The sequence below is a fragment of the Flavobacteriales bacterium genome, assembly GCA_026129465.1.
GTDB lineage: Bacteria > Bacteroidota > Bacteroidia > Flavobacteriales_F > PHOS-HE28 > PHOS-HE28.
In genome coordinates, this window is record JAHCIA010000001.1 from 682,888 (window position 1) to 702,136 (window position 19,249).

General features: G+C 63.3%; 10 protein-coding genes. 5 read left to right on the forward strand and 5 right to left on the reverse strand.

Annotated elements, in window-relative coordinates; translation table 11 throughout:
- Positions 1 to 8: 8 nt before the first annotated feature.
- On the reverse strand, positions 9 to 1,238 hold the full coding sequence (locus KIT10_02830; GenBank protein ID MCW5898179.1) for an alpha/beta hydrolase: 1,230 nt from the start codon (positions 1,236 to 1,238) through the stop codon (positions 9 to 11).
- Positions 1,239 to 1,399: 161 nt separating this feature from the next.
- Between KIT10_02830 and KIT10_02835 the strand changes: the two genes are divergently transcribed.
- The gene (locus KIT10_02835) at positions 1,400 to 2,005 is read left to right on the forward strand and encodes a hypothetical protein (protein MCW5898180.1); all 606 of its coding nucleotides are present in this window, start codon (positions 1,400 to 1,402) and stop codon (positions 2,003 to 2,005) included.
- Positions 2,006 to 2,071: 66 nt separating this feature from the next.
- Here KIT10_02835 and KIT10_02840 read toward each other — a convergent pair whose 3' ends face one another.
- Positions 2,072 to 2,626: a hypothetical protein gene (locus KIT10_02840; GenBank protein MCW5898181.1), complete on the reverse strand. Its 555-nt coding sequence runs from the start codon at positions 2,624 to 2,626 to the stop codon at positions 2,072 to 2,074.
- 153 nt (positions 2,627 to 2,779) lie between these two features.
- Between KIT10_02840 and KIT10_02845 the strand changes: the two genes are divergently transcribed.
- Complete coding sequence (locus KIT10_02845) at positions 2,780 to 3,187, forward strand: hypothetical protein (protein MCW5898182.1); 408 nt, start codon at positions 2,780 to 2,782, stop codon at positions 3,185 to 3,187.
- On the opposite strand, the gene KIT10_02850 is transcribed toward KIT10_02845, so the two are convergent.
- A complete protein-coding gene (locus KIT10_02850; GenBank protein ID MCW5898183.1) occupies positions 3,157 to 4,170 on the reverse strand; it encodes a tetratricopeptide repeat protein in 1,014 nt (337 codons plus the stop codon). The genes KIT10_02845 and KIT10_02850 overlap by 31 nt on opposite strands.
- Positions 4,171 to 4,242: 72 nt before the next feature.
- Positions 4,243 to 5,262 (reverse strand): recombinase RecA, encoded by a 1,020-nt coding sequence (recA, locus tag KIT10_02855; protein MCW5898184.1) that lies wholly within the window; start codon positions 5,260 to 5,262, stop codon positions 4,243 to 4,245.
- Between the two features lie 542 nt (positions 5,263 to 5,804).
- Between recA and KIT10_02860 the strand changes: the two genes are divergently transcribed.
- Both KIT10_02860 and KIT10_02865 read left to right on the forward strand, forming a co-directional pair.
- The gene (locus tag KIT10_02860; protein ID MCW5898185.1) at positions 5,805 to 15,737 is read left to right on the forward strand and encodes a hypothetical protein; all 9,933 of its coding nucleotides are present in this window, start codon (positions 5,805 to 5,807) and stop codon (positions 15,735 to 15,737) included.
- 82 nt (positions 15,738 to 15,819) lie between these two features.
- Positions 15,820 to 17,097, forward strand: coding sequence for a replication-associated recombination protein A (locus tag KIT10_02865; GenBank protein ID MCW5898186.1), 1,278 nt, complete (start codon positions 15,820 to 15,822; stop codon positions 17,095 to 17,097).
- Between the two features lie 10 nt (positions 17,098 to 17,107).
- On the opposite strand, the gene KIT10_02870 is transcribed toward KIT10_02865, so the two are convergent.
- On the reverse strand, positions 17,108 to 17,554 hold the full coding sequence (locus KIT10_02870) for a hypothetical protein (protein MCW5898187.1): 447 nt from the start codon (positions 17,552 to 17,554) through the stop codon (positions 17,108 to 17,110).
- Between the two features lie 86 nt (positions 17,555 to 17,640).
- On the opposite strand from KIT10_02870, the gene KIT10_02875 reads away from it, so the two are divergent.
- Positions 17,641 to 19,248 (forward strand): hypothetical protein, encoded by a 1,608-nt coding sequence (locus KIT10_02875; protein MCW5898188.1) that lies wholly within the window; start codon positions 17,641 to 17,643, stop codon positions 19,246 to 19,248.
- The last annotated feature ends 1 nt before the right edge of the window (position 19,249 follow it).

A 19,249-nucleotide genomic window follows, 5' to 3' on the forward strand; every position in this document is an offset into this window, starting at 1 on the left:
GGCGATCGTCAGTGCGCGATCACGATACGCGCTGTGGGTGCCGAACCGTCACGGGCAAGGATCTGATACACCCCGTCAGGCAGCATGGCCAGATCAAGTGGCGCAAGCCCACCGGGATGCCGTCCCTGCCATACTTCACGGCCGCCCATGTCCAGGATGCTCAGCATACCGGACTGTGGAAGTTCGAGCCAGACCAGGCCGGCCGAGGGATTCGGATAAGGGAGCGAAGCCTCCACCCCGGCCATTTCATCCAAACCCACGCTGCCTGGGATGCAATCCACTGGCACCTCGCAGATGAGTTTGGCGGTGAAACTCGCCACGTAATGCAGCGAGTTGGCCTGGTCATTCTGGATGTAGCCCACATGCGCATTGGCCGTGATGCTCTTCAGGCAGTTGTCCAGCCCCAGGCTGTTCATTCTCAAATGGATGTCATGGCTGCCCGAGGCCGTGAGCCCCGTGGGGATGCCTATCACGGAAACCTGTTGTGTGTAGTAGGGCACCACGTTGTCGCCGGTCTCATGGATGCTGACCAGGGGTTTGTCGCCGGGTTCGATCCAGAGCGTGTCGCCCAGCGCGCCGCTGAAGCTGTACACGGCGAAGACCTCGCTGGAATAGCCTGGTGATCCGCTGTTGCCCTCCACACCGCCCAAGGCGGCGCTCTCTCCCTGCAGGATCGCGGGGATCTCCTCGTCCTGGTCCAGGTAGGTGGCATGCAGCGCACTGATGGCGCCAGCCGACACACCGCCGATGATGATGCGGTCCGGATCGATCTTGTATGGATTGCCCTGCTCGGCCACGGTCTTGCGCAGGAAGCGCACACAGGCTTTCATGTCGTGCGCACCACGCATCACCGCACGCGTGGTGGTGACCTCGTTGGGCAGGAAGAAACCCACGCGGTAGTCGGGCGCCACGGCCACATATCCCATGCGCGCGAAGGCCTGACAGAGCGGGGCCACATCGGCACGGGTACCGGTGATGAAGGATCCACCGAAGGCCAAGATCATCACCGGGCGCTGGTCCAGCACATCACCGGCGGGTTCATAAACGTCCAGACGTAGCGTCTGGGGTTGGCCATTGACGCCGGTGTTGCTGCCAAATACCACGGCCTGGGTAACGGTCACATTCGGGAAAGTGGATTGCGAGGTGTAGCGTCCTCCATTGCAGTCCTGTGCCGGGGCCAGGGGAGCGATGAGCGTGAGGAAGCAGGCCAGCAGGCCATGGTGTGGTGCGATGCGCATGTTGCGGAGAGCTGGGGTAAAGGAGCAGAGGATGCCAAGGTAGATCGCGTTCTTGTTGCGAGCAAGCGCCGGCCATCGCCTTGAATGACAGGGACTCCCGGATAGTGTACCGCGATCGGCACGGCATTGGACAAGGGCGGCGTGGATCAAACCATCGGACCATGAAAAAGTCGATCATCATCGCGGCGCTCGGCATACCCTTCGGGATAGCCAATGCCCAATTCCAAGTGAACCCCCAATTCGGGGTCAACTACCAAAGCATCACAGGATCGGCCGAAGGCACCGAGTTCCGCGCCGGCATGGGCTGGCAGTTGGGTGCGGACCTTCGCTTCGGCGACCGTTTCTACTTCCAGCCTGGTGCCTTCTTCGGCCGCAGTGCCACCGTGGTGAAACAGACCGCCATCGATGCGCTTGTCATCGAGGATGATCTGGTGCGCACCAACCTGCGCATGAAGGCCATGTTCGGCCACCGCATCATAGATACCTACCAGTTCGACCTGCGCTTCGCCATGGGTCCCACCTATGATGTGCTGATGAGCGTTGACGACAGGAACGACCGCATCAGTTATGACCAGGGCGACTTCCGCCGCGGATCGCTGAACCTGGATGCCGCGCTTGGCTTCGACATGGGCTACTTCACCATGGAGCCTTCCGTGAGCTTCGGACTGAGTCGGGTCTTCAAGGACAACCCGGCGGTGCAGGACATCGGCTCGCGCTACCTCACCTACGGCCTCACCATCGGCATCAACCTGGGCAACGACGACTGAGCCCAGGATCCACCAGAACATGGAAGCCCCCGGCCAACACCGGGGGTTTTTCATGGGTTGTCTTGATCAGGATCCTCCTTGTGTTGCTGGACGCGCCACGTCCATGGCACGGGAAGGTCGATGCGCGCGGAAGATCGGCTGGTCCAATGCACCTTCGATGAAGGCCTTGAGGAGATCGACCTCATCACGCGTGCGGCGCTTGGCCTCCTCGGACAGGAAATAGAGGAACAAACCACCCGCCAGGCCGATGAGCAACACATACAATCCCCAGGTCCCGCCGCCATTGCCCCAGTTGAGGAAGGCGATGAACAGGCCGGCGATGCCGGTGATACCGAAGGCGATCAGGGCACCCCTGAAGAAACGCCAGATGCGGTAGGATGGGCCGATGATGGTATGGAAAGCCGTGCTCCGATCCAGGGGGGCCAGTCTGATCCTCACCTGAGGGGTCCAGATCCTGCTGATGTGCGAAGGGAACCGAAGCACCAAAGCTTCGTGCTCCTTGCGCAACTTCAGGTCTGAGGGGTTGTTCCTGCGGAGTTGCTGGCGTATGCGGGCCTCGATCCATTCCGCCGATTCCGGCAGGATGGCCTTGTGTCGAGGTCTGAAACCGAACGCTGGCATGATAGCCCTAAGTTAATCATCCCCGGTTGGCATCCCGCAATACAGGATCGCCCATCGGTGCCCTTGGACAAAAGACGTACCCTGGCCATTCCCGTTGCCCTGCGGCACGGTCGTCCGGCGTAACGCGAAAGGAACCTGCTCGTACAAGCCCACATGCGCATCATGATGCTCTTCAGCCTGCTCTCCCTGTCGCTTGGGCTCTTTGCCCAAGGGAGTTTCGACGACTTCGCCTATGCGCCACCCGGACAGGCGCGTGCCGTGGACCGAAGCCAGGCGTTGTCCATCATGGAAGGACCCCTGCCCGGCACACTTGACCTGGGACTACCACCCGGCACCACCCGGGTGGATCTGTTCAACAGCAAGGGAAGGCTCAAACGCACGATGCCTGCGGAAGAGGCCATCGGACTGAAGGAACTTCGTCCGGGCACCTGGACGTTGCGCGCACATACGGCCCAAGGGCTGGTGGTGCGCCGGATCACCGTGCTCGACAACGGTTCGGTATGGAGCATGGACCCGCCGCGAAGCCGCGATCAACGCGTGATGCGCAGGCCTTTGGACTGAAGCCGCTGAAGGCCTTCCGCCGCCAGCGTGAAGCCGGGGTCCAAGGTCAGGGCGCGCTGGTAGTCCATGCCCGCGCTGTCCAACCGGCCTTCTCGTTCATGAGCAAGTCCATGGTTGTACCAGGCATCGGGGTACGCTGGCCATCGCCGCAACGCTTCAGCGAATTCCATGCGCGCGGCGGCGGGCTCCTGAAGATGCTCCAGCAGCACATAGCCGGTGTTGTACCAGGCCAGCGCGTTGCCCGGATCGATCTCCTTGATGCGCGCATAGCAGGCCAATGCCAAACTGTCCCGGCCTGACTCCTGTGCGAACATGCCCATGCCATAGAGCGCTTCCACGCTGTTCGGCCGAAGATCCAGTGCGGAAGCGTAGTACTGGCCCGCCAGCGGGTCGCGCCGGGTAGCATGCAGCATCCCCAATTGCACATAGGCGTCGAAGTATTCCGGGTCCTGCTCCACGGCCGTTCGGAAACTGCTCACCGCGAGCGTGGTGTCACCCGCCTCCATGTGGATCCATCCCTTGAGGAAGTAGCCATGCGCCAGGCCTTGGTCGATGCGCAACGCGGAATTGACCATCTCCATGGCACCCACGTACTCGCGCACCAGCAACTTCATTTCCGCGATCTTCAACCGTGGCTCCGTGGCGTCGGGGTCCAACGCGATCGCCCGTTTGAAACTCTCGTCCGCATCATCCAACCGCACCTTCTTGAAGAAGAGGTCCCCAAGGGCCACATGGTAGGATGCGTTGGTGCTGTCCAGCGCGATGGCCCGTTTCCAGTCGTTCATGGCCAGCACGGCACTGTCCAGGCCTTCATGATAACGGGCGCGCTCCGCATAGAGCGACGCATTGGCCGGATCGGCGAGTATCCTCCGGTCGATCTCGCCCAGACTTGTACTCTCCGAGTCTGAGGACTCCGCCTCAGGCTTGCAACCCGAAAGGAGCGTAAGGACCAGGGAGGCGATCAGCGGGGCAAGGAACTTCATGGGATGCTGAGGAAAAAAGAAGGCCCCGGCAACACTCCACGCCGGGGCCTTCAAAAGTAGCGGGTGACATGATCACGCCGTGACCGGCAACTCGGTCTTGGCCACCGCTTCCTTGATCCTCTTCTCCAGTTCCTCGCACAATTCCATGTTGTCCTCGAGCAGTTGGCGCACCATGTCGCGGCCCTGCCCAAGTTTGTTGTCCTCGTAGCTGAACCAGCTACCGCTCTTCTTGATGATGCCCAGTTCCACGCCCAGGTCGATGATCTCGCCCACCTTGCTGATGCCCTTGCCGAACAGGATGTCGAACTCCGCCTTGCGGAATGGAGGCGCCACCTTGTTCTTCACCACCTTCACCTTCGTGCGGTTGCCGACCACCGTTTCGCCGTCCTTCAACTGGGAACTGCGCCGGATGTCGATGCGGATGCTCGAATAGAACTTCAGCGCGTTGCCGCCCGTGGTGGTCTCGGGATTGCCGAACATCACGCCGATCTTCTCGCGCAGCTGGTTGATGAAGATGCAGCAGCAACCCGTTTTGCTGATGGTGCCGGTGAGCTTGCGCAAGGCCTTGCTCATCAGGCGGGCCTGCATGCCCACGGCGCTGTCGCCCATTTCCCCTTCGATCTCCGCACGTGGGGTGAGTGCCGCCACACTGTCCACCACCAGGATGTCGATGGCGCCGGAACGGATGAGGTTGTCAGCGATCTCCAGCGCCTGCTCGCCGTTGTCCGGCTGGCTGATCAGGAGGTTCTCCGTGTCCACGCCCAAGGCTTCGGCATAGAAGCGGTCGAAGGCGTGCTCGGCATCGATGATGGCCGCCACCCCACCCTGCCGCTGGCATTCCGCGATGGCATGTATGGCGAGCGTGGTCTTGCCCGAGGATTCCGGGCCGTAGATCTCCACCACCCGGCCCTTGGGATAGCCACCCACGCCCAGTGCGAGGTCCAGGCCGATGCTGCCAGTGGGGATCACCTCCACCTGCTCCACGGCATCGTCGCCCATGCGCATGACGGCTCCCTTGCCGAAGGTCTTCTCCATCTTGTCCATCGTCAGCTGAAGGGCCTTCAGCTTCTCCTTGTTGATCTCAGCTGCCATGAGGATAGGTTTTGATCGTGGGTGGACAGAAGCGCCGAACGCTTGACGCTTTTCTTGTCAACATGATGACAGCCAAATAAGCGAGCCAAGTTGTGATCGCCAAATTTCTCGGCGGAAAGTTTTGAACAGCCCCGGTAGGCCGCTACCCCACGCTGATCTCCACATGGATCGATCGGTGAAGCTTGCCACTATATCTTGGCAACTAGGCCGTAGTGTCGACGTATCGCGATCAATATTCGACGAATGCTTGACATGCGTCGACGAATGACATCACATTTGCGCCTCATCAGAAGGATCGCTCTTCAGACCACGCCTTTGGACACTTGTTCGGCTGACCCCTGAGCAAGATCATGCGATCCCAGAAGACCACTGCCCTGGCTGGCGCTTCCGCGCCCAGTCCTAAGGCGACCAGAGCTGTTGGCGCTGAATGCGCTGGCGTGCCTCGGTCCGGCAACATCACATGGAGCACTGGACATGGTGATCCAGCATATCCCTCAACCTCCAACACCAAACAACACCCATTGCCAATGATACCCCTCTACATGGAGAATAAACTCATGCGCCTGTCGTGCCTGTTGGTACTGCTGGCGGGCATGTCATTGCGCTTGGAAGCGCAACATGCCCGACACGGTCAGGGTCATGACCACCATGGGCACGATCATCAACACGATGATCTGCGAGCGCTGCTGAACATGCACGACCAGCGCATCAACTTCACAGAGAACAAGGGCCAGTTCAGCGAACCGGTGCTGTTCCGCGCCGACTTCCCATTGGGCCAGGCTATCGCCACCCGTGAAGGGATGGTGGTCACGGCCTTCGACCCGGTGGAAGTGGAGAAGCGCGTGGACGAAGGTTTCCGCATCGAAGATGATATCCTGCGTGGCCTGCCGCACAGGGAGTTGGAATGGCGCCGCAAAGGGCACGCCTGGCAATTGCATTTCCTGGGCGCTTCACCAGCGATGCGTATTGATGGTGTGGAAGGCCATGAGGAGCTGAACCACTACTTCCTGGGCGATGACCCCAGCAGGCACGCCACCCATGTGCGAAGCTTCCAGGAGGTCTGGTACCGCGATGTGTACCCCGGCGTGGATGTGCGCTACTACCCGGCGGAGGACGGTTCCCTGGAGTATGACATCATCTGCAAACCCGGCAGCGACCCCTCGCGCATCGCCATCGAGTTCCGCGGCATCGAGAAGATGCGCGTGGATGACAAGGGCCAGCTGTTTCTGGAGACGAGCCTGGGCGAGATGAGCTATCCCGCGCCATATGTCTATCAGCGCATCAACGGCCGCGAGGACGAGGTGCGGTCGGCCTTCCGGGTGGAGGGCAATGTGCTTCGTTTCGAACTGGATGCCCATGACCGCCGCGAACCCTTGGTGATCGATCCCATCGCCATGCGTTGGGCCACCTGGGTGAACACCAATTCAACCGGTGACAATCATGGTCACTGCATCTGGGTGGACCCCTCCGATGGTGCCATCTATATGGTGGCACGTGTGGTGGGCACCACGGACCAGATCACACCAGGCGCCTTCGATGTGACCGGCAACGGCAATCTGGACATCATCATCGGCAAGTACCTGGAGCCCGACAACGTGGGCGATAGCGGCACGCGGGTCTGGCAGACCTACCTCGGTGGTGGTGGTGACGACAACCCCTACGCCATGGAACAGGGTCCGGATGGTCACCTCTACATCACCGGCAACACCACCAGCACCAACTACCCCATGCTGGGCGGCACGCTCTTCAGCGGAAGCAGCATCAACCAGCAAGCGCAGACCGGCGCTGACATCTTCCTGACGAAGATCGACCGGGATGGCACCTCGATCAAGAGCGCGGTGGTGGGCGGCAACCAGGCCGACCTCTCCTTCGACCTGCGCATCGGCGCCAATGGCGATGTGGTCGTATGCGGCTACACCCAAAGCACCAACCTGGCCACTGTGAATCCTGGTGTGGGCGCCACCAACAGCAACGCAGGAGGCCGTGATGTCATCGTCTTCAAGATCGAGCAGGACCTGAACACACTCTCCTGGCTGCGCAACTACGGTGGCTCGGCCAACGACCAGGCCATGATCATGCTGCAAGCTGCCAATGGCGACATCTTCATCGGCGGCCTCAGCGCCTCCACCAATTTCCCCACGGTAAGCCCTCGGCAGAACACCCGCGGCGGGACACAGGCAGGCATCCTGCAACGGTTGAACTCGACCGGCACCACACTGTGGTCCTCGTACTTCAGTTCGGCCACGAACCAGACGGCCTCCATCCTATGCATGGAATTCAACACCACGCAGACCGAACTCTACTTCGGCGGTATCACCAGCGGCCTGCCGGCGAGCAACATCGGACCTGTGGGCGTGTATGACAATTCCGCCATCGGCAGCAACGACTTCTTCGTCTGCCGCATGAGCACCAACCAGGACTTCATCGCTTCCACCTATGTGGGTGGATCGGGCAATGAGGAGAACATGATGGGCCTGAACGTGGACCTGAACAACGATGTCTATGTCTTCGGCTACAGTGGCAGCACCAATTTCCCCATCTCCACGGCGCCCAACGTGCCCTTGCAGGCCACCAACCAGGGAAGCCGCGACAAGGTCTTCTTCAAGCTGGAGAGCGACCTCAGCGCATTGGAGTTCAGCACCTACTACGGTGGCACCGCGGACGACTACGACCCCGTGGGCGAGCGTGGTATCAAGTTCAGCAACTGCCGCATCTACACCATCGTCACGGCGCGCAGCAACAACATTCCCTTGACGCAGGGCGCGCTGAACACGACGAAGCTCAGCGCGAGCGCAGGTGGTGGCGCCATCTACGAACCCGGCCTGGTGATCTGGGCCAACCCGCCCGACCTGTTGGACAACGCCATCTTTGGCAACCAGAGCGTATGCGCAGGAGAACTGCCTGCCGATATCACCGGCACCGCACCCAGCTATGTGCTGCCCACGATCGTGCGCAACAATGTGCCTTCGGCTTACCCACCCCTGGGCGCTGCAGCCACCTACCAATGGCAGACCAGCGCGGACAGCATCAATTGGGTGGACATCCCCGGCGCCAATGGACAGAACCTGCCGGGCGCTCTGCTGGGTCCCATCGATGAAAAGACCTATGTGCGCCGCATCATCGGTGGTGACGCCTGCATCCTGGCCGGTGCCGCCGACCAGGTGGTGACGGTGAAGCTCATCAGTGTTTCGGCCCAAGTCCAGCACGTGAGCTGCAATGGGTTCAATGACGGCACCATCACCGCGACCTCCGATGGCGTGGGTCCATTCCTGTATTCGTGGGCACATGGACCCGATACCGAGACAGTATCGGATCTCGCCCCCGGTTTCTACACGGTGACCGTTACGGACATCAACGGTTGTTCGGCGGAAGGCACCTTCCAAGTGACCGAACCCACGGTGCTGTCCGCACAGGCCCAAGTCACCGATGCCACCTGCAACACCAGCAATGGCTCGGCCACCGCATCGGCCAACGGCGGTACCGCCCCTTACCAGTACTTGTGGGACACGGGTGCGGTGGGCGCAACGCTGAGCGGAGTGCCCGGCGGTCTTTACGAAGTGACGGTGACAGATGCGAACCTATGCACCTTCTTGCTGCCCGTGCAGATCGGCAGCACTGGTGTGCCCGATATCACCGCAGGTCCTGCCGGCTTGATCAATTGCACCTCCGGCCCTGAGATCCAACTCGCCGGTGGCTCCACCACGCCGGGCGTCACCTACGCTTGGGTGGCCAGCAATGGTGGCAACATCGTCTCGGGCGCCGATCAGGCCGACCCCACGGTGAATGCGGCCGGAACCTACACGCTCACGGTGACCGCGCCGAACAACTGCTTCGCGACCGAAGCCACCACGGTGACCATCGATACGGCCACCCCGGATGCGGACGCCTCGGTCGCCGATGTTCTCACCTGTGATCTGACCAGCGTACAACTGGAAGGCACCAGCACCACGGTTGGTGTTTCCTTCGCTTGGATCGGCCCTGGTGGCTTCACAAGTGATGAGCAGAACCCATCGGTGACCACGGCAGGTCTCTACATCCTGACAGTGACCGACCCGAGCAATGGTTGTACGAACACCGCTCAAGTTCAAGTGGATGAGGATGTGGAACTGCCCGGCGCCAGCGCCAGCGGCGGAACCATCACCTGCGATGCGCCTTGCGTGACCCTCAGTGGCAGCGGCAACGGCACCTTCGCATGGACCGGACCCAACGGCTTCGAGAGCAGCGAGCAGAACCCCGAGGTATGCGCCACTGGCACCTACGTGCTCACCGTGACCGGCGAGAACGGTTGCACCAGCACGGCCAACGCCAACGTCGGTGAGGACATCGGCCTGCCCGGCGCCAGCGCCAGCGGCGGAACCATCACCTGCGATGCGCCTTGCGTGACCCTCAGTGGCAGCGGCAACGGCACCTTCGCATGGACCGGACCCAACGGCTTCGAGAGCAGCGAGCAGAACCCCGAGGTATGCGCCACTGGCACCTACGTGCTCACCGTGACCGGCGAGAACGGTTGCACCAGCACGGCCAACGCCAACGTCGGTGAGGACATCGGCCTGCCCGGCGCCAGCGCCAGCGGTGGAACCATCACCTGCGATGCGCCTTGCGTGACCCTCAGTGGCAGCGGCAACGGCACCTTCGCCTGGACCGGACCCAACGGCTTCGAGAGCAGCGAGCAGAACCCCGAGGTATGCGCCACTGGCACCTACGTGCTCACCGTGACCGGCGAGAACGGTTGCACCAGCACGGCCAACGCCAACGTCGGTGAGGACATCGGCCTGCCCGGCGCCAGCGCCAGCGGTGGAACCATCACCTGCGATGCGCCTTGCGTGACCCTCAGTGGCAGCGGCAACGGCACCTTCGCCTGGACCGGACCCAACGGCTTCGAGAGCAGCGAGCAGAACCCCGAGGTATGCGCCACTGGCACCTACGTGCTCACCGTGACCGGCACCAACGGTTGCACCAGCACGGCCAACGCCAACGTCGGTGAGGACATCGGCCTGCCCGGCGCCAGCGCCAGCGGCGGAACCATCACCTGCGATGCGCCTTGCGTGACCCTCAGTGGCAGCGGCAACGGCACCTTCGCATGGACCGGACCCAACGGCTTCGAGAGCAGCGAGCAGAACCCCGAGGTATGCGCCACTGGCACCTACGTGCTCACCGTGACCGGCACCAACGGTTGCACCAGCACGGCCAACGCCAACGTCGGTGAGGACATCGGCCTGCCCGGCGCCAGCGCCAGCGGCGGAACCATCACCTGCGATGCGCCTTGCGTGACCCTCAGTGGCAGCGGCAACGGCACCTTCGCATGGACCGGACCCAACGGCTTCGAGAGCAGCGAGCAGAACCCCGAGGTATGCGCCACTGGCACCTACGTGCTCACCGTGACCGGCACCAACGGTTGCACCAGCACGGCCAACGCCAACGTCGGTGAGGACATCGGCCTGCCCGGCGCCAGCGCCAGCGGCGGAACCATCACCTGCGATGCGCCTTGCGTGACCCTCAGTGGCAGCGGCAACGGCACCTTCGCATGGACCGGACCCAACGGCTTCGAGAGCAGCGAGCAGAACCCCGAGGTATGCGCCACTGGCACCTACGTGCTCACCGTGACCGGCGAGAACGGTTGCACCAGCACGGCCAACGCCAACGTCGGTGAGGACATCGGCCTGCCCGGCGCCAGCGCCAGCGGCGGAACCATCACCTGCGATGCGCCTTGCGTGACCCTCAGTGGCAGCGGCAACGGCACCTTCGCCTGGACCGGACCCAACGGCTTCGAGAGCAGCGAGCAGAACCCCGAGGTATGCGCCACTGGCACCTACGTGCTCACCGTGACCGGCGAGAACGGTTGCACCAGCACGGCCAACGCCAACGTCGGTGAGGACATCGGCCTGCCCGGCGCCAGCGCCAGCGGTGGAACCATCACCTGCGATGCGCCTTGCGTGACCCTCAGTGGCAGCGGCAACGGCACCTTCGCCTGGACCGGACCCAACGGCTTCGAGAGCAGCGAGCAGAACCCCGAGGTATGCGCCACTGGCACCTACGTGCTCACCGTGACCGGCACCAACGGTTGCACCAGCACGGCCAACGCCAACGTCGGTGAGGACATCGGCCTGCCCGGCGCCAGCGCCAGCGGCGGAACCATCACCTGCGATGCGCCTTGCGTGACCCTCAGTGGCAGCGGCAACGGCACCTTCGCATGGACCGGACCCAACGGCTTCGAGAGCAGCGAGCAGAACCCCGAGGTATGCGCCACTGGCACCTACGTGCTCACCGTGACCGGCACCAACGGTTGCACCAGCACGGCCAACGCCAACGTCGGTGAGGACATCGGCCTGCCCGGCGCCAGCGCCAGCGGCGGAACCATCACCTGCGATGCGCCTTGCGTGACCCTCAGTGGCAGCGGCAACGGCACCTTCGCATGGACCGGACCCAACGGCTTCGAGAGCAGCGAGCAGAACCCCGAGGTATGCGCCACTGGCACCTACGTGCTCACCGTGACCGGCACCAACGGTTGCACCAGCACGGCCAACGCCAACGTCGGTGAGGACATCGGCCTGCCCGGCGCCAGCGCCAGCGGCGGAACCATCACCTGCGATGCGCCTTGCGTGACCCTCAGTGGCAGCGGCAACGGCACCTTCGCCTGGACCGGACCCAACGGCTTCGAGAGCAGCGAGCAGAACCCCGAGGTATGCGCCACTGGCACCTACGTGCTCACCGTGACCGGCACCAACGGTTGCACCAGCACGGCCAACGCCAACGTCGGTGAGGACATCGGCCTGCCCGGCGCCAGCGCCAGCGGCGGAACCATCACCTGCGATGCGCCTTGCGTGACCCTCAGTGGCAGCGGCAACGGCACCTTCGCCTGGACCGGACCCAACGGCTTCGAGAGCAGCGAGCAGAACCCCGAGGTATGCGCCACTGGCACCTACGTGCTCACCGTGACCGGCACCAACGGTTGCACCAGCACGGCCAACGCCAACGTCGGTGAGGACATCGGCCTGCCCGGCGCCAGCGCCAGCGGCGGAACCATCACCTGCGATGCGCCTTGCGTGACCCTCAGTGGCAGCGGCAACGGCACCTTCGCATGGACCGGACCCAACGGCTTCGAGAGCAGCGAGCAGAACCCCGAGGTATGCGCCACTGGCACCTACGTGCTCACCGTGACCGGCACCAACGGTTGCACCAGCACGGCCAACGCCAACGTCGGTGAGGACATCGGCCTGCCCGGCGCCAGCGCCAGCGGCGGAACCATCACCTGCGATGCGCCTTGCGTGACCCTCAGTGGCAGCGGCAACGGCACCTTCGCATGGACCGGACCCAACGGCTTCGAGAGCAGCGAGCAGAACCCCGAGGTATGCGCCACTGGCACCTACGTGCTCACCGTGACCGGCACCAACGGTTGCACCAGCACGGCCAACGCCAACGTCGGTGAGGACATCGGCCTGCCCGGCGCCAGCGCCAGCGGCGGAACCATCACCTGCGATGCGCCTTGCGTGACCCTCAGTGGCAGCGGCAACGGCACCTTCGCCTGGACCGGACCCAACGGCTTCGAGAGCAGCGAGCAGAACCCCGAGGTATGCGCCACTGGCACCTACGTGCTCACCGTGACCGGCGAGAACGGTTGCACCAGCACGGCCAACGCCAACGTCGGTGAGGACATCGGCCTGCCCGGCGCCAGCGCCAGCGGTGGAACCATCACCTGCGATGCGCCTTGCGTGACCCTCAGTGGCAGCGGCAACGGCACCTTCGCCTGGACCGGACCCAACGGCTTCGAGAGCAGCGAGCAGAACCCCGAGGTATGCGCCACTGGCACCTACGTGCTCACCGTGACCGGCGAGAACGGTTGCACCAGCACGGCCAACGCCAACGTCGGTGAGGACATCGGCCTGCCCGGCGCCAGCGCCAGCGGTGGAACCATCACCTGCGATGCGCCTTGCGTGACCCTCAGTGGCAGCGGCAACGGCACCTTCGCCTGGACCGGACCCAACGGCTTCGAGAGCAGCGAGCAGAACCCCGAGGTATGCGCCACTGGCACCTACGTGCTCACCGTGACCGGCACCAACGGTTGCACCAGCACGGCCAACGCCAACGTCGGTGAGGACATCGGCCTGCCCGGCGCCAGCGCCAGCGGCGGAACCATCACCTGCGATGCGCCTTGCGTGACCCTCAGTGGCAGCGGCAACGGCACCTTCGCATGGACCGGACCCAACGGCTTCGAGAGCAGCGAGCAGAACCCCGAGGTATGCGCCACTGGCACCTACGTGCTCACCGTGACCGGCACCAACGGTTGCACCAGCACGGCCAACGCCAACGTCGGTGAGGACATCGGCCTGCCCGGCGCCAGCGCCAGCGGCGGAACCATCACCTGCGATGCGCCTTGCGTGACCCTCAGTGGCAGCGGCAACGGCACCTTCGCATGGACCGGACCCAACGGCTTCGAGAGCAGCGAGCAGAACCCCGAGGTATGCGCCACTGGCACCTACGTGCTCACCGTGACCGGCACCAACGGTTGCACCAGCACGGCCAACGCCAACGTCGGTGAGGACATCGGCCTGCCCGGCGCCAGCGCCAGCGGCGGAACCATCACCTGCGATGCGCCTTGCGTGACCCTCAGTGGCAGCGGCAACGGCACCTTCGCATGGACCGGACCCAACGGCTTCGAGAGCAGCGAGCAGAACCCCGAGGTATGCGCCACTGGCACCTACGTGCTCACCGTGACCGGCGAGAACGGTTGCACCAGCACGGCCAACGCCAACGTCGGTGAGGACATCGGCCTGCCCGGCGCCAGCGCCAGCGGTGGAACCATCACCTGCGATGCGCCTTGCGTGACCCTCAGTGGCAGCGGCAACGGCACCTTCGCCTGGACCGGACCCAACGGCTTCGAGAGCAGCGAGCAGAACCCCGAGGTATGCGCCACTGGCACCTACGTGCTCACCGTGACCGGCACCAACGGTTGCACCAGCACGGCCAACGCCAACGTCGGTGAGGACATCGGCCTGCCCGGCGCCAGCGCCAGCGGCGGAACCATCACCTGCGATGCGCCTTGCGTGACCCTCAGTGGCAGCGGCAACGGCACCTTCGCATGGACCGGACCCAACGGCTTCGAGAGCAGCGAGCAGAACCCCGAGGTATGCGCCACTGGCACCTACGTGCTCACCGTGACCGGCACCAACGGTTGCACCAGCACGGCCAACGCCAACGTCGGTGAGGAGCCCTGCGACGAGTGCCCACCCATGATCATCTCCTGTGATGCGGACACGACGATCGAGTGCGGCGACAGCATCCACCCGCTGGATGTGGGCCACCCGATCTTCCGCAAGGATGAGGAATGCCCTCAGGTCTATGTGAGCTGGGGCGATGAGTGGTTCGGCAGCTGCCCCTACACGCTGGTCCGCCACTGGACGGCCTGGGACGATCTCGGCAACGTGGAATACTGTGTTCAGACCATCACCGTGATCGACACTCAGCCCCCCGTGATCAACAACCTGCCGGCTGACATCATCGTGGATTGCCACAGCGTGCCCGAGGCCAGCTGCGAAGTATGGGCCGCTGACGCCTGCAAGGACTGGTACCATGTGTACGTGACCGACAAGATCGAGGAGGGCGATTGCCCGGACAGCTATGTGATCCAGCGTGTGTACTGGGCCGTGGACGATTGCGGCAACTATGGCTTCGCGATCCAGACGATCACTGTGATCGACCAGAACGCGCCCGTGCTGCACGGCGTGCCGAGTGACATCACCGTAGCCTGTGACGCAGTGCCCGCAATGGCCAATGTCTGGGCAGAGGACCTCTGCGATCCCAATGTGTCGGTGCTTGCCGAAGAGACCATGCACCCGGGCAATTGTGCGGGCAACTACCAACTGGTGCGCATGTGGAGCGCCGTGGACGCCTGCGGCAACCCCGTGGCCGCCGCCCAGCTCATCACCGTGGTGGATGAAGAACCGCCTGTGTTCCTGTGCGACCTGGCCGACATGACGGTGCATTGCTATGCCGTGCCCGAGCCGCCCGATTGCCAGGCCGAGGACAACTGTGACGACAACGTCACGATCGACATGGTGGAGGAGAAGACCGGCAGCAACTGCAAGAAGCCGTACGTCATCACCTGGACCTGGACGGCCACCGATGGCTGCGGCAACGCCACCACTGTGGTGCAGACCATCAATGTCACCAACAAGCAATGGCCATTCGTGGTGGGCAATGATCCGAACTGGAACCAGAAAATGTTGGTGGAGGTATCACCGAACCCCTTCCGCGACCGGAGCATGATCAAGTTCATCGCGCCGGAGAGCGGCATGGCCACGGTGGAGATCCTCGATCTCGCAGGTCGCAGCGTCGCACTGCCCTTCCAAGGCCAGGTACAAGAGGGTCAGGAAGTGCGCGCCCTCTTCGCCCCGGTGGAGAACGGCAGCGGCACCTACCTCTACCGCATCGTCCTCAACGACATCATGGAGCATGGCAGGCTGATCCACCAGCCCTGACCACATCCTTGGTACAAGGGCGAAGGCCCCCGCATCCGCGGGGGCCTTCGTCGTTGAGCGGCGGTACTTTCGCCTCCCCACCATGACCCTCCACGCACCATTGGCCGAGCGCATGCGTCCCCGCTCCCTGAGCGAGGTGGTGGGCCAGGAGCATCTGGTGGGAACTGAAGGCGTATTGCGCCGTGCGCTCGCCAGCGGCATGTTGCCGAGCATGATCCTGTGGGGTCCTCCAGGCGTGGGAAAGACCACGCTGGCACGACTGGTGGCCGCGGAGTTGAAACGGCCCTTCCATGTGCTAAGCGCCATCAGCAGTGGTGTGAAGGAGGTGCGCGAGGTGATCGCCCAGGCGGGTGGCACGGGTCTTTTCCAGCGCAGCGCGGTATTGTTCATCGACGAGATCCACCGCTTCAGCAAGGCCCAGCAGGATTCGCTGCTCGGCGCCGTCGAACAGGGCATCATCACGCTCATCGGGGCCACCACCGAGAATCCGAGCTTCGAGGTGATCGGTGCGCTCCTCTCCCGCTGCCAGGTCTATGTATTGAAGCCACTGGATGAGGAGCAGCTGATGGGCCTGTTGCAGAAGGCCATGGCGGAGGACGAGGAACTGCGGAACCGGCCGATCGTGCTGCGCGAGACCAAGGCCCTGATGCAGGCCAGCGGCGGCGATGCGCGCCGGTTGTTGAACACCTTCGAACTGTGCGTGAAGGCCGCCGAAGGACCCGAGGCGATCATTGATGACGCCCTGGTCGCCGCGATCGCGCAACAACGCGCCGCGCGATACGACAAGGGCGGCGATCAGCACTACGACATCATCAGCGCCTTCATCAAGAGCCTGCGCGGCAGCGACCCGCACGCGGCGGTGTATTGGCTGGCCCGCATGGTGGAAGGCGGCGAGGACCCCCTCTTCATCGCGCGGCGCATGGTGATCCTGGCCAGTGAGGACATCGGCAACGCCAACCCCAACGCCCTGTTGATGGCCACAACGGCCATGCAGGCCGCACAGATGATCGGCTGGCCGGAGAGCCGCATCATCCTCAGCCAATGCGCCATCCACCTGGCCTGTTCGCCCAAAAGCAACGCGTCTTACATGGCCATCGAGGATGCCCTGGCCAAAGTGCGTGAGACCGGCGACCTGCCCGTGCCATTGCACTTGCGCAATGCCCCCACCAAACTGATGAAGGACCTGGGGCACGGGAAGGACTACGCGTACAGCCATGAGGGCGAAGGCAATTTCATCCCACAGGAGTATCTGCCCGCCGATCTGAGCGGAACCGTGTTCTATAGGCCTGGCGACAACCCACGCGAGCGTGAACATGCCGCAGCGTTGCTCCGGCTCTGGCGGGACCACTACAAGGGTTGACCCCCGGCCTTCAATGCGAGCGTTCCTGCTCCAGGAAGCGCTGGTGGAGGTCGTAGATGATGCCAAGGCTCACCATCAGGCCGCCCATCCCCTGTTCGAACATCTGCCAAAGACTATCGGCCAGTATGTGCATCAGGCCTCGATCGGCGAAGGAAAGGCCGAGCACGAAGATCATCAGGTAAACGATGAAGCCAGCGACCGCCCCGACGCCGAAGGAGGTCAACGGGAATGGGCCTTTCAAGGAGATGATCTCGTACTCGATGCCCTTGTGGATGGCGATGGTAAGCCCGAAGCCGAGGACCAGATAGACCATGCCGGCGAGCACCAGGTAAAGCGTCAAGGGGATGCGCAATTCCTCCAGGTCCTTCAACGCGATGCCATGCCACACGTAGGACAATGCGAACATCACCAGGGAGGAAAGCAGCCAGGGCAGCAGGATATGACGACGGAAGATCACAGGAACACACGATGCGGCCGGGCAATATAAAGGTAGGGGCAACAAGCGCCCATGACCTGCGTGGCCATCATCGTACTTTGCCGCCCATGCGCGTCTTGCTGGAACGTCCGGGTCCGTTGGTACTTGCGCTGGCGGTGATGCTCGCGTCGGCCTGCCGCAAGGAGAGTGACCGCCCGAAATGGGACGTGGACCTGCTTTTTCCGCTGGTGACCACCTCGCTCACCATCGGCGACCTGGTGGCCGACAGCCTGCTGGTGGTGGATCCCGATGGCGGAGTTTCGCTCCTGTACCGCAGCGAACTCTTCGCGGTGAGCCTCGATTCGGTGCTTGTGGCCTCGGACACCACCTTCTTCTACCCCGGCGTGATCCCGGTGCCCGGTCCGTTGAACCTGCCGCCCGGGTTCGGGATCGTCTCGGACAACGACGTGACGAGCTTCGACTTCGACGGTGTGGAGTTGCGCCACCTGGAACTGCGTGAAGGTCAGGTGACCCTGCGCATCGTGAACATGATCCAAAGCATCGTGCTCGCGGCTTTCCAGCTGCCCTCGGCCACCTTCCCGGGTGGCAATGGCACCCTCAACGCCTCGGTCGGACCTGGCACCCCCTCGGCGCCAACCTCCATCACCCAGATGCGCGACCTCTCCGGGGTGACACTTGACCTGCGTGGGCCGAACCTCAACAGCGTGAACACGCTGCAGACCATCGTGGCCATCGACCTGGATCCGGCAGGCAGCGGCGCCACCGTGACCGATCAGGACAGCGTGAACGCGCTGGTGACCTACAGTGGTCTTGTTCCCCAGTACGCACGCGGCTATTTCGGCAGCCGCACCATCGAGGTGGAACCCACCGACAGCGATCTGGGCCTTTTCGACAACATCGTCTCCGGCACGCTCGATCTGGACGCCGTGACGTTGCGCGTGCGCATCGAGAACGGTATCGGCATGGACATCCAGGTGGTGATGAAGGAACTCGTTTCCGTGAACAGCCGCACGGGCGCCACGGTGGACCTGACACACACCCTCCTGGAAGGCCCGATCAATCTGGCCCGGGCCCAGGACGTCAACGGCATGGTGCAGCCCTTCATCTACGAGCGTGTCATGGACGAGCAGGACAGCAACGTGGATCTCTTCATAGAGAACCTGCCCGACCGGCTGAGCTACGCGATGGATCTTCGCCTGAACCCCTTGGGCGACATCAGCAACGGACACGATTTCGCCTACCACGACAGCAAGCTGAAGGCGGACATCGAGTTGGAGGTACCGCTGCGACTGATCGCCAATGAACTCACCCTGCGCACCCACACCAAGGTGGATCTGCCCGGCAGTGAGGACGGACACGGGCTGCAAAGCGCCGACCTGAAGATCTTCGCCACCAACGGCTTCCCCTTCTCGGCGCGGCTCGAACTGGCCATCGTCAATGCCAACGACGAGGTCCTGGCCCACCTGCCGGTGCAGGGGACCGTCGCAACAGGCATCCTGGGCGGTGATGGCTTTGTGCAACAGGCCGTGCCATCGCAACTCACCACACGCCTGGAACCGCCCCATGTGGACCTGCTCTATGGGGAGAACCGCCTGCGCATCCAAGCCGTGTTCAACACCGCGGACCAGAGCCAGCACCTGCAGTTGCTATCCAGCTACCGGCTGGACCTGCAGGTGACCCTTGGTGCCAACTACATCGTCAACGGTGATGAATAAG